This window comes from Brumimicrobium glaciale, assembly GCF_004152935.1.
Taxonomy (GTDB): Bacteria; Bacteroidota; Bacteroidia; order Flavobacteriales_D; family Crocinitomicaceae; genus Brumimicrobium; species Brumimicrobium glaciale.
On record NZ_SETE01000003.1, the window covers coordinates 535,835 to 552,155 of the forward strand.

Consider the following 16,321-nt stretch of genomic DNA (forward strand, 5'->3'; position numbering starts at 1 on the left):
AACCGAATAAGAACTTGTTTTAAAAGTTATACTGAACTCCTAAATTACCAGCGATTATTGGGTTATTAACACTACCATTACTCGCTTGTCGGACAATTACATGATGTTTGAATGTAAAATCAATTACAATATTCTCCGTTAACGCGTAGTTTACCCCAACTTTTGGATGAAATGTGAAATAATGGCTGTAGTAACTTTCTCCTTTGAGTCTAGTGCCCAGTGTCATCACTCCTAGATTTAACCCAACAAATGGTTTTAGCTTTCCTTTAAAGAAACTATAATCTACTCCAACTGTAATGGGAATAAAACTAGAAAGAGTTTTATTATCTTCTAATTTTTGTCCTAATGCATAATCATTTGGATCATAAAGTGTTAAAACATTGTTTCTAAACATTCCTTCAAATAAAACCTCTGCTCGAAATCTTTCCGTTACTTCATAAGTGAACCCTAAATCTAATCCATAGTGCAATAATCCTTTACTTTGAAGTGTTTTTCCTACTGCCAAACCTCCTTTTACGCCTAATTGCGAAAATGATTCATTGGGTAGTGATAGAATTAGAATTATAGTAAATAGTAAGCTTCTCATAGGACCAATTTTTTATTTAAATTAATAATTCCGTTATCAATTTATGATTAGTTTCTAGTGTCGTAATTTGATAATATTCTTTATGCCTTAGTATGCTATAAAAGGCGTGAAATATTTTTTTTAGAATAGATAATTTATCCCAATATTTATCCCAAACACATTAGAATAACTGGTGTTAGAATTGGTTCCGTAAATGATAAAATGGCTTTTTAAAGCAAAATCAAATAATAAACTTTCTGAAATTGCTACATTCATACCTATTTTTGGATGTATTGTTAAGTTTTGATTACTGCCTCTACTGTGATCATTTTTATATCCTAATGAAATAATTCCAACATTTAGTCCTGCGTAAGGCTGGATTTTTCCTTTTAGAAATCGGTAATCAATACCTAAAGTTACTGGAATATTACTTGAAATTATAACGTCTTCTTTTTTTGTTCCGTCCAAAGTGTTAGATTCCAAATAGGTAATCCTTTGTTTGTTAAATACTCCCTCAATAATTAGTTCCCCTCGAAGTCTGTCATTGATGTCGTAAGTCATTCCTAAATAGCCACCAGCATGCATAAAAGAAGCATTTTTTGGGTTTCCGTAGAGTGCAAAACCTCCTTTTAAACCGAGCTGAGAAAATGCTGCAGTAGACAAGAATAACGTTGTTATTGTAATAAATAAAATACTTTTCATGATAAATTCTTTAGTTAATTAGAAGTTCAGGATCTTAAATTTTATAACCTTTAAATACCCAATGTGTTGTATTAAAAAGGATTAGAATAAATAATTAATCCCAATGCTAGCCCCGAAAAATTGACTTTTAAATCCATTTGTTAATTTTTGATGACCAAGGAAATGATACTTTAATGTTAGATCAAGGAGCAAGTTTTCTGTGAGAACAATATTTGCCCCGATTTTTGGTTGAAATGTAAAAAACTGTGTACTGTAACTATCATTTGGATACCTTACTTCATCAGAAAAAACGCCAAGGTTTAATCCAACAAATGGTTGTATTTTTCCTGTAAGAATTCTGTAATCTGCCCCTATAGTGATTGGGATTCTACTGGAAGTTGCGTCACCCTCTTCATATTTAAAGCCATTCATTGATCCATTTGATGTAACATAAATCACCCTCTCTTTACCGAACATACCCTCAACAAGTATTTCTCCACGAAATCTTTCACTGAAGTCGTAAGTTATTCCAAGATGACCTCCAATGTTCAAATTATAGCCGGGCCCCACAAATTGTCCAAAAGACAGGCCGCCTTTAACGCCTAATTGAGAGAATACAGGGGCAATTGCTAAGGAAATAAAGATGACTATTAATGATATTGTAGTTTTCATATTGTAGGATTAGTTTTAATAGTTTAATTCAAGTGATTTATATTGAGTGCATTACCCTTTAAATTGTGTGGGTTGATGCAGCGAAGATAATTTAAAATTAGTTATTAAACCAAAAAAAGTCCAGACGATACTGTCTGGACTTTTAAAATTGTGTGGATTTTAAATCTTAAAATTTAAAAGTATCCATGAAAGCTGTTGTAAAATCTCCAGCATTAAATTTCTCATCTACCATTAATTTTTGGTGGAAAGGAATTGTGCTTTTTACACCTTCAATTATATATTCATCTAAAGCACGACGCATTTTAAGAATTGCTTCTTCACGTGTTTGTGCAACAGTAATCAATTTTGCAATCATTGAATCGTAGTGAGAAGGAATTGTGTATCCTGCATAAACATGCGTATCGATACGAATTCCATGTCCACCTGGTTCATGATATTCAGTAATTTTTCCTGGAGAAGGACGGAAGTTGTTATAAGGATCCTCAGCATTAATACGACATTGAATCGCGTGCATGATTGGCTCATAATTTTTACCGCTGATCTTACTTCCAGCTGCTAATTTAATTTGCTCTTTTACCAAGTCAAAGTTAATTACCTCTTCAGTAATTGTGTGTTCAACTTGAATACGCGTGTTCATTTCCATGAAATAAAAATCCCTATTTTTATCTACAAGGAATTCTACCGTACCAACACCTTCATATTTTACAGCTTTTGCTGCTTTAATAGCTGCTGCTCCCATTTCCTTACGCAACTTTTTAGTCATGAATGGAGAAGGAGTTTCTTCTACTAATTTCTGGTGTCTACGTTGAATTGAACAGTCACGCTCTGAAAGGTGACATACGTTTCCGTATTGATCTCCTGCGATTTGAATTTCAATATGGCGAGGCATTTCGATGTACTTCTCCATATATAAACCATCATTTCCAAATGCTGCTTTAGATTCCTGACGAGCAGAATTCCAAGCATCTTCCATTTCTTCTGGTTTAGAAACTATACGCATTCCTTTTCCACCACCACCGGCAGTTGCTTTAAGGATGACAGGATATTTAATTTTGTCTGCTATTTTGTAAGTTTCTTCTAAGTTTTTTAGAAGACCTTTCGAACCAGGAATACAAGGAACGCCAGCTTTAATCATTGTCGCTTTCGCGTTGGCTTTGTCTCCCATTCCATCAATTTGTTCTGGGGTAGCACCAATGAATTTAATATTGTGTTCTTGACAAACTCTTGAAAACTTAGCGTTTTCAGAGAGGAAACCATATCCTGGGTGAATTGCATCAGCATTAGTAATTTCTGCTGCAGCAATAATATTAGGTATTTGTAAATAGGATAATGAGCTAGCTGCTGGTCCTATACATACAGCCTCATCGGCGAAACGAACATGCAAACTTTCCTTGTCGGCTATACTGTATACAGCGACAGTTTTAATTCCCATTTCCTTACATGTTCTGATAACACGTAAGGCGATCTCGCCCCTATTAGCAATCAATATTTTCTTGAACATGCCTTTTGGGTATTTAATTTTTCTTAAAGTTATAATAATGCACCAATTTTATGATGGATCAACTAAGAACAAAGGTTGGTCATACTCTACTGGAGAAGCATCATCAACTAGTACTTTTATAATTTTACCTTGAATCTCTGATTCAATTTCATTGAACAATTTCATTGCCTCAATGATACAAACAGGATCACCATTTTTGATTGTGCTACCTACTTCAACAAATACTGGTTTTTCAGGAGATGGAGAACGGTAGAATGTTCCAATCATTGGAGATTTAACAGTGATGTATTTACTGTCATCGTCCTCTGCAGCATTTGCGTCTGGTGCTGGAGCTACTGGAGCAACTGCTTGTGGCATTTGTGCCTGCATCTGTTGTTGCATTGGCTGCTGCATCTGCTGCATTGGTTGTTGAATGTAAACTGTTTTCTCTTCAGATTCATTCTTTCTTTTTGGCTCAGACTTAATTGTAATTTTAAAGTCTTTTTCTTCGATTTCTACTTCTGTTACTCCAGATTTAGAAACGAATTTAATCAGTTCTTGGATTTCTTTTTGATTCATCATGTGTGAATATTTATAGGATAAATGTACGTATTTTTTTTAAGAATTATAAGCCCACCTGAGGTAAATTGCTCCCCAAGTAAAACCTCCACCGAATGCAGAAAGCACGATGTTGTCACCTTTTTTCAACTTCTTCTCCCAATCCCAAAGGCATAAAGGAAGCGTTCCAGCTGTGGTGTTACCATATTTTTGAATATTGATCATTACCTTTTCTTTTGGTAAGCCCATGCGATTTGCTGTAGCATCAATAATTCGTAAATTGGCTTGGTGTGGTACCAACCAATCTACAGTTTCCGCTGTTAAATTATTGCGTTCCATTATTTCAGCAGAAACATCCGCCATGTTTGTTACCGCAAATTTAAATACTGCTTTTCCTTCCTGATAAACATAATGTAAACGTTCATCTACAGTCTTATGACTTGCTGGTAGTTTTGAACCTCCAGCAGGTTGTACTAAATATTTTCTTCCTTCACCGTCACTTTTCAGGACACTGTCAACGATACCATAACCTTCTTCGTTTGGTTCTAACAAAACTGCACCACCACCATCTCCAAAAATCACACAAGTTGCGCGATCTTCATAATCGATGATCGAAGACATTTTATCTGCTCCAATGACAATAACTTTTTTGTATTTACCTGTCTCAATAAACTGAGAACCGGTAGTTAATGCATATATAAATCCAGAACAAGCAGCGTTAACGTCAAAACTCCAAGCATTTTTCATTCCTGTTTTATCAGAAATTATATTTGCAGTTGCAGGAAACGGATGATCAGGAGTAACAGTAGCACATATAACTAAATCGATTTCTTCTGGAGAAATTCCCTTTTTGGCCAGTAATTTATTTACTGCGGCTACTCCAATGTCTGAAGTAGGATTACCATCTCCAAGCATACGCCTTTCATGAATACCTGTTCGTGAAACTATCCACTCATCAGTTGTGTCAATCATTTTCTCAAGGTCCTTATTTGTAAGAACATTGTCAGGGACGTACCCTTGAACACCTGTAATTGCTGCTGTTATTTTTTTCATTATGTAAAAGCTTCTTTTATCTTTTTAGTCAATTCAGAGCTGGCAACATCATACGCCAAGCACATCATGTTCTTCACAGCAATATCATTAGAGATCCCGTGACCAATAATAACATCTGAATTAACGCCCAATATAGGAGTTCCGCCGTAATTTTCATAATTAAAGCGTTCAAAGTAGCTGTCTTTTATTCCCAAATCCTTTGCAATAGAATAAATTCCTTCGGCTTGTTTTAAAACAATATTACCTGTGAATCCATCACATACAACTACATCTGCTTTGCCATTAAATAAATCACGACCTTCGATATTTCCAATAAAATTGAAATCATCTGAATCCTTCATTAATTTGAAAGCAGATTGCGTAAGTAAGTTTCCTTTTCCTTCTTCTTCACCAATGTTTAATAATCCAACACGTGGATTTTCAATGTTCATTACGTTTTTGGCGTAAAGTGAACCTAAACTAGCGAATTGGTATAAAACATCTGGTTTACAATCTGCGTTTGCACCTACATCTAAAATGATGGAATTTTTTCCACCAACTATAGGCAAAACAGAAGTAATACACGGACGAATTACACCTGGAATGGCATTTACTTTATATATAGAACCAACAAGCATAGCACCGGTATTACCTGTACTAGCAAATGAATCTATTTTTTTATGGGCTAAAAGCTCAAAACCAACAGAAATTGAACTGTTTGGTTTTTGGGGAATTGCTCGTGTAGGATGATCCTCCATCGTAATGATGTCAGGAGCATTAACCACAGAGATACGTTCAGAAACTACACCTTTTTCTTTCAAAATAGGCATAATCTCGTCCTCTCGACCGATGAGAACTAATTCTACATCTTCGGGCAGTTGCTCGAGGGCTAAAATAGCGCCAAGAACATTTGCTCTTGGCGCAAAATCGCCACCGCTAATATCTAATCCAAGTTTCATAAGTGTATTTACACTTTGTTGTGCTGGATCAGCAAATTATACTGCTACTTCTTTCTCAGCAATTACTTGACCTTTGTAGTAAAGTTTACCTTCGTACCAGTGTGCACGGTGAAATAAATGTGGTTGTCCTGTTGTTGGACAAGTTGAGATATTTCCAGCTATTGCTTTTTTGTGTGTACGTCTTTTATCTCTTCTTGTAGTCGACGTTCTTCTTTTTGGATGTGCCATTTTACTTTATATTTAAGGTTTTTAATTCAAATTTCTTAATGCGTCCCAACGCGGATCTGTATCGTCCTCTTCGTCGGAATCATCTTCATCAGGTTCTGATGAATCAACATATTTATCTATTAAATCTAACATTTCTTCATTGCAATCGTCTTCTTCATGTACTGTTCGACTTGGCAATGCCACAGTTAACAGTTCATATAAAGTTGACGCGAGATCAATTGTAAATGCTGATATAGGAAGGACAATTAAATTTTCATCCACACTTTCCTCTTCGCCAAACTTATAAATAATTTGATGCGAAACCTCCACTGGGACGTCCATTAAATCTGTACATCGATCGCATGATTTTTGAATTGTACCAGACATTTCAAAATCACCAATCAACATGGTGTCTTTCTTATTCAGTTGGAAATCGACTTTTACATCGCCTCCTAGAATAATAGAATACGCTAACTCTTCAAAGAACGCTGTCGTTATTTCAAACTCAAATGAATGTTTTCCATTCTTTAAGCCCTCAAACGGTATAATAAACTCTTTATTCGAAGCCATAATGTCCAAAAAATTTGGAGTGCAAATGTATAAAAATATATAGACATCGCAATTCTTCTTACAAAAGAATCTACAAAGTTACTCTTTTTTGTACGAAACAAGTTATGAACACATGTTAACTTTTATTTTTTTACCCATTTCTGAGACTTATTTTTACTCCTTTTTTACTTTCTCGGGCGTGATTGTTATTTTTACCCTAATGTTTCATACTGAAAAAATAAATTACGGACCTGTCTCGGTTTTTTTACTCTATTACGATGATTTCGTAACGGAGGAACATCTGCATAATTTATTACCGGCAGAACATCAAAAACTAGAAACACTTAAACATCCCTCCAGAAGAAGGGAGTATGTGGCAACACGTGTTTTGAGAACAATGCATTTTGGGAATGAACCAATTCTTTATTCTGAAATTGGTGCTCCTTATGTAGAGGGGGAAGGATTTATTTCAATTTCACATGCAAATCATGTGGTTGGAATGGCTTATTGTAAATCTTTTCAAGTAGGACTAGACTTAGAACCAATTCACGAAAAAGTGATGCGGGTGAAACACAAGTTTCTAAGTGCCGAAGAAAAAGAATTGACCGACACCTCATCTGTTGAAGAAATGATAAAAGTTTGGTCGGGTAAAGAAGCTTTGTATAAATTAGCTGGACGAAAAGAAATTATCTTTGCTGAAAATTTATTGCTCACAAGGATCGATGACCTCAAATGGAAAGGTAGAATTTATTTCTCTAACAATAGGAAGGAAGTGGAACTCACTTTGGATACTAAAAACAATTTTGTAATTTCAATTAATGCATCTCCAGTTTATGAAGTTAAGTAAAGAAATATTCAATAAGTTAAATTCGAAAACTGGTCAAATTGCTGTTTTAATTGATCCAGAAGAGACAAATTCCGTTGAAAAACTTCAAATAATCGTTGAAAAAGCAAAATTCGCCAGTGTGGATTACTTCTTTATCGGAGGAAGCACAGTCACGAGATCAGATTTTCAAAAGACAACTTCTATTTTGAAATCTTTGACGGATATTCCTCTGGTTATTTTCCCTGGAGATCATCAACAATTATCAAATGACGCAGATGCATTGCTGTATTTGAGTTTGCTGTCAGGTAGAAATCCGGAGTATTTAATTGGTCAGCATGTGAAAAGTGCCCAAGAAGTGATTCAACTGGATTTAGAAATAATTCCAACCGCTTATATTTTAATTGACGGAGGAAAACAATCGACTGTTGCGTATGTGAGCCAAACTACCCCAATTCCTAGAGACAACACACAAATAGCTTTGAATACTGCCATTGCAGGAACGCTTCAAGGAAATAAAGTGGTGTATTTTGATGCTGGAAGTGGAGCGAACCAACCTGTAGATGCGCAATTAATTAAACAAGTGAAAGCGCAATTAGAAACGGTGACGATTGTTGGCGGTGGAGTGCGTTCTATTGAGCAAATTGAAGCCCTAAAGTCTGTTGGAACAAATGTGATTGTGATTGGGAATAAAATAGAGGAAGACATTGATTTTTTGTTGGATATTCAGAATTACAAATCTAAAGTGTTGTCATGAAATTCATTAGTGTTAGAAGGTTAGCAGCTGTTTTAAAGCTGGAAGTTTCACGCACAAATGATGAATTAATTCATAAATTAAAACAGTCGGTTGATCAACATTTCCTTAAAAATCAAATTCTAAATGCTTTTGGACAAGATTTCGCTCAACAAGAGCTGATCTTTATTTTAAATCAACTAAAAGAGGAGAATATTCCTGTTTTCCATGAATGGATTGAAGAAGATCGTCTCTTGGTTGAATATTTATTTAGTTCTGGAGAAATTATTTTGGAAAATGAAGATGTGATTTTATCTAAGGAAAATGACTTATTTGAAACATATCAAAATTTCCTTGAAACTTATCTAGCTCCAATTTTATCAAAGAAACTTTCTGAATTCATAAAGGAAGGAAACTTAACAGAATTGGGTAATCATTTAAGATTTAGTCCACTTTTGGCTAAGAAGAAACGCATTGAAATTCAGCAGGCGGTAGTTTCCTACTTGCGACAATCGATTGCTCAATTAAAAGTAAGTCATGACCAAGAATTACAAAAGCAACTTAAACTCGTTTTTTCGATAGAGTTCGTTCAGTTACTGAATGAATTAGATGAAAGTTTCTACGCTGATTCTATAAAATATTTTGACACAGCAAGACTAGTCGTTCAAAGGAATGATTTAAGTCTGTTGGTTCTGGACAGAATTAAATCTGCTATTTTAAGTTTAAATTTGAACAAAGAAGACCATCAAAAGGTGGTAGATTTCAGTAGTTCAAATGCTTTTAGAGCAAGAGTTAAAAAACCAAACTCAAGAATCAATGAGATGGTGAAATCACCTTTCTTTATTGTAGCGGTGATAGTGGTTTTGGTGAATTTTATTTTTTTGGATTCGGAGGGGGAAGTGGAAATTAATAATAGTGAAGAGAACGTATTTGTAACTTCATATTTAGATGATAATGAAATTAGAGACTTTCCATTCCTGATAGACACGTTTAACCTTGAGATAACTTACAAAATTCTTCAAGAAGCGAGTGTTGCCAATTATCGCCCGCTTTATATTGGTGTTAAAAATGACACTTTAGATGTTAATTATAATCTTTCGAAATACTATGCACCACCACCTGACATTGAAGTTATTGAGATAGATTCAACAATTCCACCAAAAAGTGAGATTGAGAAAAATAAAATAAGACAAAATCACGATAAGATCTCTGAATATTTTAAGGATTTATCTTTTGAAAAGAAATGTCCGGATTGGTACGATTCAAAAATAAAAATTACAATAGGCACAACTCAGAAGATTAGAAATGTTGGCTCAAAGAAGTATGAAGACACAGATTTTATTTATGAAGCTTATCCAGTTATTTTAGAAAACACTTCTGACAGCACTATTATAATTGGTTATGGTTCTCAGATTCCATTGATTTTAGAATTGAAAGATGAAAGTGGAGAATGGAAAGCTACCGAAACTATGTTTACTTACATGTGTGGGAATGGACTTCCTTCAATTTTATTACCCAAAGGAGAGATCGTTCTGACTTCAGTTCCTGTTATGAAAGACGAGAAGAAAATTCGATTTAGGTTGAAAATTGGTGGGAATTATTCTAGGGAATTTGGTGGGGTTTTAAGTAATGAGTGATGCGTTTTTCCGGAAAATGAGTAAGTTTGGAAAAAGACACTTTTTAAGCTAATACTTGAAGTAATAAAATGAATACTTTCAACGACATAAAGGAATTGGTATCTGCTCTAAAAAGAGAAGAGAAATTGATTTCTGAAATGTTTAGTAAGCGGAAATCCATTGACTATAAATATAGTGATGCTATTGAATTAGTCGATACTGACGAAAATCGAATTGACTTCTTGATTGCAAGAGCTGTAATTCGGGAAAACGGAGGTTATTTAGAACTTGATGATCAATATTTAGACTTTTTCGAGCAGATATTGGATGTAAATGAGGAAATCAATCTTTCTTATATTGATGAGAATATTAAAAACATCAAAGAAAATATTGGTTACTTTCTCAATGAAAATAGTGAAACGCGAAAGTATGGTTATCTAAAGTTTATTAAAAAAACACTTAGAAAAATTGGAAGTATAACAATCAGAAGTGTAGTTGATATTCGACGAAATATTGAGAATACTTTCAAAAATGAGGCGAACTATAAGAACAAGCAACTAAAACTTGAAAATCTGGATCAAAAACGGAGTTTAGTTGAGAAACTGATTGTCCAAACATTGCTTTTAATTGATAAAGAAGAACTGACTTTTTTCAATAGGGCTTTAGATGAAGAATTAAAAAGAGTAATTGTCGATTTGAAATTTCAGCTTAGAGAATGTTCACACAACTTAATTGAAATAGAAAAACAGATTATTGATTATCTGAATCAAATCAAACATCAAGGAAAGTTCTTAGAAAAACTGAGAAAGCTAAAGTATTTGAAAGACCACTTTACGATTGAAGCTGAAACAGATATTAAGCAGATTTTAGCCAATAAGAATCAGGTCATTTTTGAAAAGAGAATTCCTGAACCTTTGAATTTGTCGCTTGATTTTATCCGAGAAAATGAAAAAGCGTTTGAAGCGATTAAAAGAATTGCTGAAAATCATAAAGACAGAAAACTGTTCAAACCTGAAATAGCTGATTATATCTCTTCGGAATTTCTTGAGAATACAATAGAAGAAGAGATAATGATTAACTTGGATGAGTTGCGAAATCAATTTATTGCAACAAGTGATAATTTATTCAATTTCATTATGAATTATGACTTTTTGAGACAAGTTGATTTTGATGAAAGAGTAACAATATTCTGTCAAATCACTTCACAATATGAAAAAGATTTAAGAATTGAAGATGATTTTGAAATAGCAAACGGAGTCGAATTTGCTCTGGTTTATCCAAAATAAGTAATATGATTACAAAATATACTTCCGAAATATTTGATGTTCTTCGTAGAGGACAATTTATTTGTTCCAATAGTCCGAACGAACATATTCAAACACTTTACAGGGTTTTAGAATACGATAAAACCTTCGAGGATTTGTATGCTTATTTTTATCAAATCAATTATATTTTAGAGCATGGAAATGAGTATTTCTATTTCAGTCGAGATGAAAAAAATGTTGATTTGGATAGAAAGCTTAGAAAGGCATTTGAATGGATTGATGTTTTAGATTTCTTTAAAACTTTTGATTCATCTTTTGATGTTGGATATAGATTTTCACCTTCCGATATTATTAATCAACTAAAAAACAACGCTGATTTAACTTCAAAGTTTGATTATCTTAAGAAAGTCAGTGGTGATAAAACGAGTCATTCAGATAGGGTTAAAAAGATAATTGGCAAATTAGTAGATGATAATTTCATAATGCTTGAAGACGAAATATCTGAAACATATAAAGTAATGACTTCTTTCAATTATTTAAAAGAAATCATTACAGCTATTAATATTCCAGAAGAAGTAGAAAATGAGATACCTGAATAAGATTGTATTTATAAACAGTGCATCAGTAAGCTATGCTGAAATTGAACTAGATGGAAATGTTCATTTAATCGGAACTCAAGGAGTAGGTAAGAGTACTTTATTACGTGCCATTCTGTTCTTCTACAATGCGAATAAATCCAAATTAGGAATTCCAAGAGAAAAGAAAGGATTTGATGATTATTACTTTCAATATCAAAACTCATATATCATTTATGAAGTTGAAAAAGAGGGTGTACCTTTCTGTGTTTTGGCTTATAAGGTAAATGGAAAAGTTGCGTTTAGATTCTTTAATTCTAGATATGAAAGAGAGCTATTTATTGATGAAAATAATAGAGCTTTTGAAAGTTGGGATAAAATAAGAAATGCTTTAGGTAAAGAAATTCATTACAGTACAATTGTATCCAGTTATGAGGATTTCCGAAGGATAATTTATGGAGACAATAAAGGACTGAAACCTGATTTTAGGAAATACGCATTGATAGAGAGTAAGCAATATCAAAATATTCCTAGAACAATTCAAAATGTTCTTTTGAACTCAAACCTAGAGGCTAAATTTATCAAAGACACGATTATAAACTCTATAAATGAAGATGAAACTACGATAGATATAGAAAACTATTCGAAAGTTCATTTAATAGATTTTGAAAGAGAAATCAATGACATAAGAATATGGTTTAAAGCCAATAAAAAAGGTGAAATTGTTATTCGGAATCAAGCAGAAAGAGTCATTGATAAATACCGTATTCATAATTTTTTGATTGGGGAAAAGAAACAATTGGCCCATGCTTTAGGATTTAGGATGGATTTTATTGAGAAAGAAAAACCACTTTTGATTTCTAATTCTTCCAAAGAAAACAATGTATTAATCGAGCTTTTTAATAAGAGGGAAAACTTAAAAGACCTTCATTTAAAAAGAGAACAAAAATTAGTTTCTGATATTGATTATGTAAAGAAAGAATTAATCAAAGCGGCAAAAAAGCAAACTGAATACGACAATCAAAATATAGATGAAGTAATTCGGAAAGTAATTCAGAGAGACACTTTAGAAAGAGAACTCAGAACTTTAGGAGAAGAAAAGAGCTTATTAAAATCTGCTTTTGGTCAAATTAGTCAAAAGTATGAATCTTTAATTTCGCAAGTTCAAAATCAACAACAAGAGTTTACTAATCACCGAAGTGCTGAGGTTAATAACATTAAGAGTGAGTCTGGCGAGAGCAGGGAAAAACTTTTTGAGACCTACGTAAAGCTTATTGTTCAAGTTGAAAATGATAATCAAACTGAAAAAGAAACGGCATTTAATGAATTAAATAGTGTAGTTGAAAGAGAAAACACCTTAAAAAGGAAGAAATCCGAGTTGAAATATCAGGTCTTTTATGATGTTGAAATTAATAAATGTAAAATAGAGATCAACGAAATTAAAGAAAAAGTTGCGGGTGCGAATAGCACTATTCTTAATTCAAAAAATGAGGTAAATATACTGCGAAAAGAATGGGAGCTTGAAGAAAAAGAAATCGTGAGATCAACAGGGTTAAAAGTAGACTCAATCAATAGCAAAAAAACTAAATTTACTGATCAAATTCAATTGTTAGAGAATAAGATTGCCCAAAGTAAATCTTCACTTTACGGTTGGTTAAATGATTACGTTCCGAATTGGGAAAATACTATTGGAAAAGTAATTGATGAAGACAATGTTCTTTTTAATTCTGAATTGAATCCTAAATTAATCAATGAGCGTTCAGATACCTTTTTTGGTGTTGAATTGAATTTAAACGGATTAAATAACCGTACTAAAACTTTAACAGAGTACAATGATGAGATTACAGAATTTAAAATAGAAAATGCTAATCTACATAAATCACTTCTTCAACTAAATGAGGATAAGGAAGATGATTTACAAAAGCTTAAAACAAAATTCAGGAAAAAGCTTAAAGGTTTTAAAGATGTTATTGCAGAGAATGAATATTTTATTGAGCAATCTGACCAAAAATTAAAGAAGATTCAAGTTGAATTGAGTGAATGGCTTGAAAAATCTAAATCAGAGAAAATTAAGATTTCAAATGAGATTGAAAATAAGCTGAATGAAGTTACTTCTGACAAAGTAAAAGCACAAGATAAGCTAGGGAAAATTAAAATTGGAATAAAGCGTAAAATCACTTTAAAAGAAAACGAAAGAGATTCCGCGATTTTAAGTTTACAGACTTTGAATCAAACTAGAATTGATGAAATTCAACTTAATATTTCTAATAATAAAGAAGAATCTGAAAAACGAGTTCAAGAGTTAAGAAAAGAAGAAACTTCTGAACTTGATATTAAAGGAGCTGATATCAAAAGGATTACTCTAATTGAAAACAGATTATTGGAAGTTGAAAAAGCAATCGAATACATTAGAAATAATGAAGCTATTGTAATTGAATACAAGAAAGATAAAAGAGAGCTTTTTGACCGAATTCCTGAGTTTAGGGCTGAAAAAATAACTTTGGAAAAAAGACAAAATTTAATTCTAGAAGAACATAAAGATGAAATTGTTAAACTAGATAAAAAGTATTTTGATCAGAAAACGGTTGTTGATGGTATACAATCAGAAGTCGACGAATTTAATACAGACGAAAAAGAATTTGCGGAATTCAAAAAACTTGATGCCTTCATAAATATTCAAACTTATTTTTCTGATGCAATTTCAGAAGATAAAGACTTGAAAACTGCTCACTCTATTATTTCAGAGATCAAGGGGAGGTATTATAAAGGAATTGAGAATTTCAAAGAGTTACAACAAAATATCAATGCTTTTAACGGTAATTTCACCTATAAAAACATTTTCTCTTTTAAAACTGACTTAAACAATGATGAAGACTTTTTAAGTTTTGCATCAGATTTAAAGGAGTTTACGGAAGAAGATAAAATCAATGAGTTTGAGAAAAGGGTGAATTCACGATTTGCTCATATTATTCAATTGATTGGACGCGAAACAGCAGAATTAAACTCCAAAAAAGGAGATATTGAGAAGATTATTAAAAAAATCAATGATGATTTCAGCAGTAAAAACTTTGTGGAAGCCATCAAAGAAATGGAAATACGCACATTAGCAAGTTCAAACCCAGTCGTTAGATTACTGATTAAGATTCAAGAGTTTAATGATGAAAACAGTTTCCTTTTAGGAGAAACCAACCTTTTCACTTCCACTGATAGTAATTCTAAAAATCAAAAGGCTGTAGAACTTTTAAAGGAACTGGTAAAAGCGATAGAAAAACACAAAAGTCCAACGTTAACCTTGTCTGAATCCTTTGAATTACAATTCAAAATTGTAGAAAATGACAACAATTCTGGTTGGGTTGAGAAACTATCAAATGTGGGGAGTGAAGGAACAGATGTTCTGGTAAAAGCGATGATAAATATCCTTCTCTTAAATGTTTTCAAAGACAGTGCTTCTAAGAAATTTAAAGATTTCAAATTGCATTGCATGATGGATGAAATTGGAAGATTACACCCTAATAACGTTAAAGGTATTTTAAGATTTGCGAACGAAAGAAATATCTTGTTGATTAACGGTTCGCCGACAAGTCAAAACGCTACCGATTACAAGTACACATATAAATTGGCAAAAGTTCAATCAGAATCAGATGCTAAGAAGTACATCACGAAGATTAATCGATTGGTTAAAATCAATACAAAGGTTCCTAATAAATGAAACTAACATTAAAAATAGCTAAGGTATTGGTTCAACTTATCGATGGTGAAGCAATTCCTGCAAGTTCAGCAAAAAGTAAATTAATTGACGATTTAGTATCCGAAAACATCATTTTTCGTAAAGGTAAACAGCGCAAGACTTTAGAACTTTTAAATGAAGAAGCCTTACATATATACTTAGCTAATCAACTGCAAATTAATGATTTGAAAAAGTATATTTCTGCTGTGGAAAATACTGAATCCTCTCGTACAGATTTTGTAAAAATCACCACTGATTCTAAACATTCGAAAGAAAGAGCATTTAAAGGGTTTCTAATTAACTGTTATCACCCTATAGTTGGGAAGTTAAATGGACAAGAATTCATTGTTAATCCTAGTCCTGGTAGCTTTGTTTTTATATATGACTTCGAGACTTTTAAGATTCCAAAAAACGTGACAGTAGTTGGAGTGGAAAATGCCAAAAACTTCAGTCAGATTGAAGAGCAGAAACAACTTTTTAAAGACATAAATCCTCTGTTTGTATCACGTTATCCGCAAAATCAAAACAAAGATTTTATTCAATGGATGAAATCAATTCCTAATGACTACCTACATTTTGGAGACTTTGATTTTGCTGGGATTGGTATTTATTTGAATGAATATAAAAAGAAAATTATAGGAAAATCATCGTTTTTCATTCCTAAAAATATTGATATTATTTTGTCCAAATACGGAAATAGAAAACGTTATGATATTCAAAAAATGAATTTTAATCAAGAAGATATTAAAGATGAGAAACTTCTAGGTCTGGTTTACTTAATCGCTTTAGAGAAGAAAGGATTGGATCAAGAGTTTTTTATTGGGAAGTGATAGATGGTTTAAATATAAACCCTCTTTACTCCAACCATTTTCACTAAGT

At 32.7% G+C, this 16,321-nt stretch carries 16 protein-coding genes; 7 read left to right on the plus strand and 9 right to left on the minus strand.

Going from position 1 to position 16,321, the window contains the following annotated elements:
• Positions 1–19: 19 nt before the first annotated feature.
• The 9 genes from ERX46_RS09475 to ERX46_RS09515 all read right to left on the minus strand — a co-directional run bounded on the left by ERX46_RS09475 (position 20) and on the right by ERX46_RS09515 (position 6,724).
• Positions 20–586 (minus strand): outer membrane beta-barrel protein, encoded by a 567-nt coding sequence (locus ERX46_RS09475; protein WP_130093619.1) that lies wholly within the window; start codon positions 584–586, stop codon positions 20–22.
• A 120-nt stretch (positions 587–706) separates the two neighbouring features.
• Positions 707–1,267 (minus strand): hypothetical protein, encoded by a 561-nt coding sequence (locus ERX46_RS09480; RefSeq protein WP_130093620.1) that lies wholly within the window; start codon positions 1,265–1,267, stop codon positions 707–709.
• An 81-nt stretch (positions 1,268–1,348) separates the two neighbouring features.
• Positions 1,349–1,918, minus strand: a complete 570-nt coding sequence (locus ERX46_RS09485; protein WP_130093621.1) for an outer membrane beta-barrel protein — start codon at positions 1,916–1,918, stop codon at positions 1,349–1,351.
• Between the two features lie 166 nt (positions 1,919–2,084).
• Complete coding sequence (gene accC / locus ERX46_RS09490) at positions 2,085–3,419, minus strand: acetyl-CoA carboxylase biotin carboxylase subunit (RefSeq protein WP_130093622.1); 1,335 nt, start codon at positions 3,417–3,419, stop codon at positions 2,085–2,087.
• 48 nt (positions 3,420–3,467) lie between these two features.
• Positions 3,468–3,977: an acetyl-CoA carboxylase biotin carboxyl carrier protein gene (gene accB / locus ERX46_RS09495; RefSeq protein ID WP_130093703.1), complete on the minus strand. Its 510-nt coding sequence runs from the start codon at positions 3,975–3,977 to the stop codon at positions 3,468–3,470.
• Between the two features lie 39 nt (positions 3,978–4,016).
• The gene (locus ERX46_RS09500; RefSeq protein WP_130093623.1) at positions 4,017–5,009 is read right to left on the minus strand and encodes a beta-ketoacyl-ACP synthase III; all 993 of its coding nucleotides are present in this window, start codon (positions 5,007–5,009) and stop codon (positions 4,017–4,019) included.
• Positions 5,009–5,947 (minus strand): phosphate acyltransferase PlsX, encoded by a 939-nt coding sequence (gene plsX, locus ERX46_RS09505; RefSeq protein ID WP_130093624.1) that lies wholly within the window; start codon positions 5,945–5,947, stop codon positions 5,009–5,011. Before plsX ends, ERX46_RS09500 begins: the two co-directional genes overlap by 1 nt.
• A gap of 36 nt (positions 5,948–5,983) precedes the next feature.
• Positions 5,984–6,175 (minus strand): 50S ribosomal protein L32, encoded by a 192-nt coding sequence (gene rpmF / locus ERX46_RS09510; RefSeq protein WP_107040302.1) that lies wholly within the window; start codon positions 6,173–6,175, stop codon positions 5,984–5,986.
• Between the two features lie 21 nt (positions 6,176–6,196).
• Entirely contained in the window at positions 6,197–6,724 is a 528-nt protein-coding gene (locus ERX46_RS09515; RefSeq protein ID WP_130093625.1) for a YceD family protein, read from the minus strand.
• Positions 6,725–6,923: 199 nt separating this feature from the next.
• Between ERX46_RS09515 and ERX46_RS09520 the strand changes: the two genes are divergently transcribed.
• The 7 genes from ERX46_RS09520 to ERX46_RS09550 all read left to right on the plus strand — a co-directional run bounded on the left by ERX46_RS09520 (position 6,924) and on the right by ERX46_RS09550 (position 16,272).
• Positions 6,924–7,550: a 4'-phosphopantetheinyl transferase family protein gene (locus ERX46_RS09520; protein WP_165366202.1), complete on the plus strand. Its 627-nt coding sequence runs from the start codon at positions 6,924–6,926 to the stop codon at positions 7,548–7,550.
• The gene (locus tag ERX46_RS09525; RefSeq protein ID WP_165366203.1) at positions 7,537–8,283 is read left to right on the plus strand and encodes a geranylgeranylglyceryl/heptaprenylglyceryl phosphate synthase; all 747 of its coding nucleotides are present in this window, start codon (positions 7,537–7,539) and stop codon (positions 8,281–8,283) included. The genes ERX46_RS09520 and ERX46_RS09525 overlap by 14 nt, the downstream gene beginning before the upstream one ends.
• A complete protein-coding gene (locus ERX46_RS09530) occupies positions 8,280–9,896 on the plus strand; it encodes a hypothetical protein (RefSeq protein ID WP_130093628.1) in 1,617 nt (538 codons plus the stop codon). The genes ERX46_RS09525 and ERX46_RS09530 overlap by 4 nt, the downstream gene beginning before the upstream one ends.
• 68 nt (positions 9,897–9,964) lie before the next feature.
• Positions 9,965–11,161, plus strand: a complete 1,197-nt coding sequence (locus tag ERX46_RS09535) for a hypothetical protein (protein WP_130093629.1) — start codon at positions 9,965–9,967, stop codon at positions 11,159–11,161.
• Positions 11,162–11,166: 5 nt separating this feature from the next.
• Positions 11,167–11,739: a condensin complex protein MksE gene (locus ERX46_RS09540; protein WP_130093630.1), complete on the plus strand. Its 573-nt coding sequence runs from the start codon at positions 11,167–11,169 to the stop codon at positions 11,737–11,739.
• Positions 11,723–15,424, plus strand: a complete 3,702-nt coding sequence (locus tag ERX46_RS09545) for an ATP-binding protein (protein WP_130093631.1) — start codon at positions 11,723–11,725, stop codon at positions 15,422–15,424. The genes ERX46_RS09540 and ERX46_RS09545 overlap by 17 nt, the downstream gene beginning before the upstream one ends.
• Positions 15,421–16,272 (plus strand): DUF7281 domain-containing protein, encoded by an 852-nt coding sequence (locus ERX46_RS09550; protein ID WP_130093632.1) that lies wholly within the window; start codon positions 15,421–15,423, stop codon positions 16,270–16,272. Before ERX46_RS09545 ends, ERX46_RS09550 begins: the two co-directional genes overlap by 4 nt.
• Positions 16,273–16,321 lie beyond the last annotated feature (49 nt).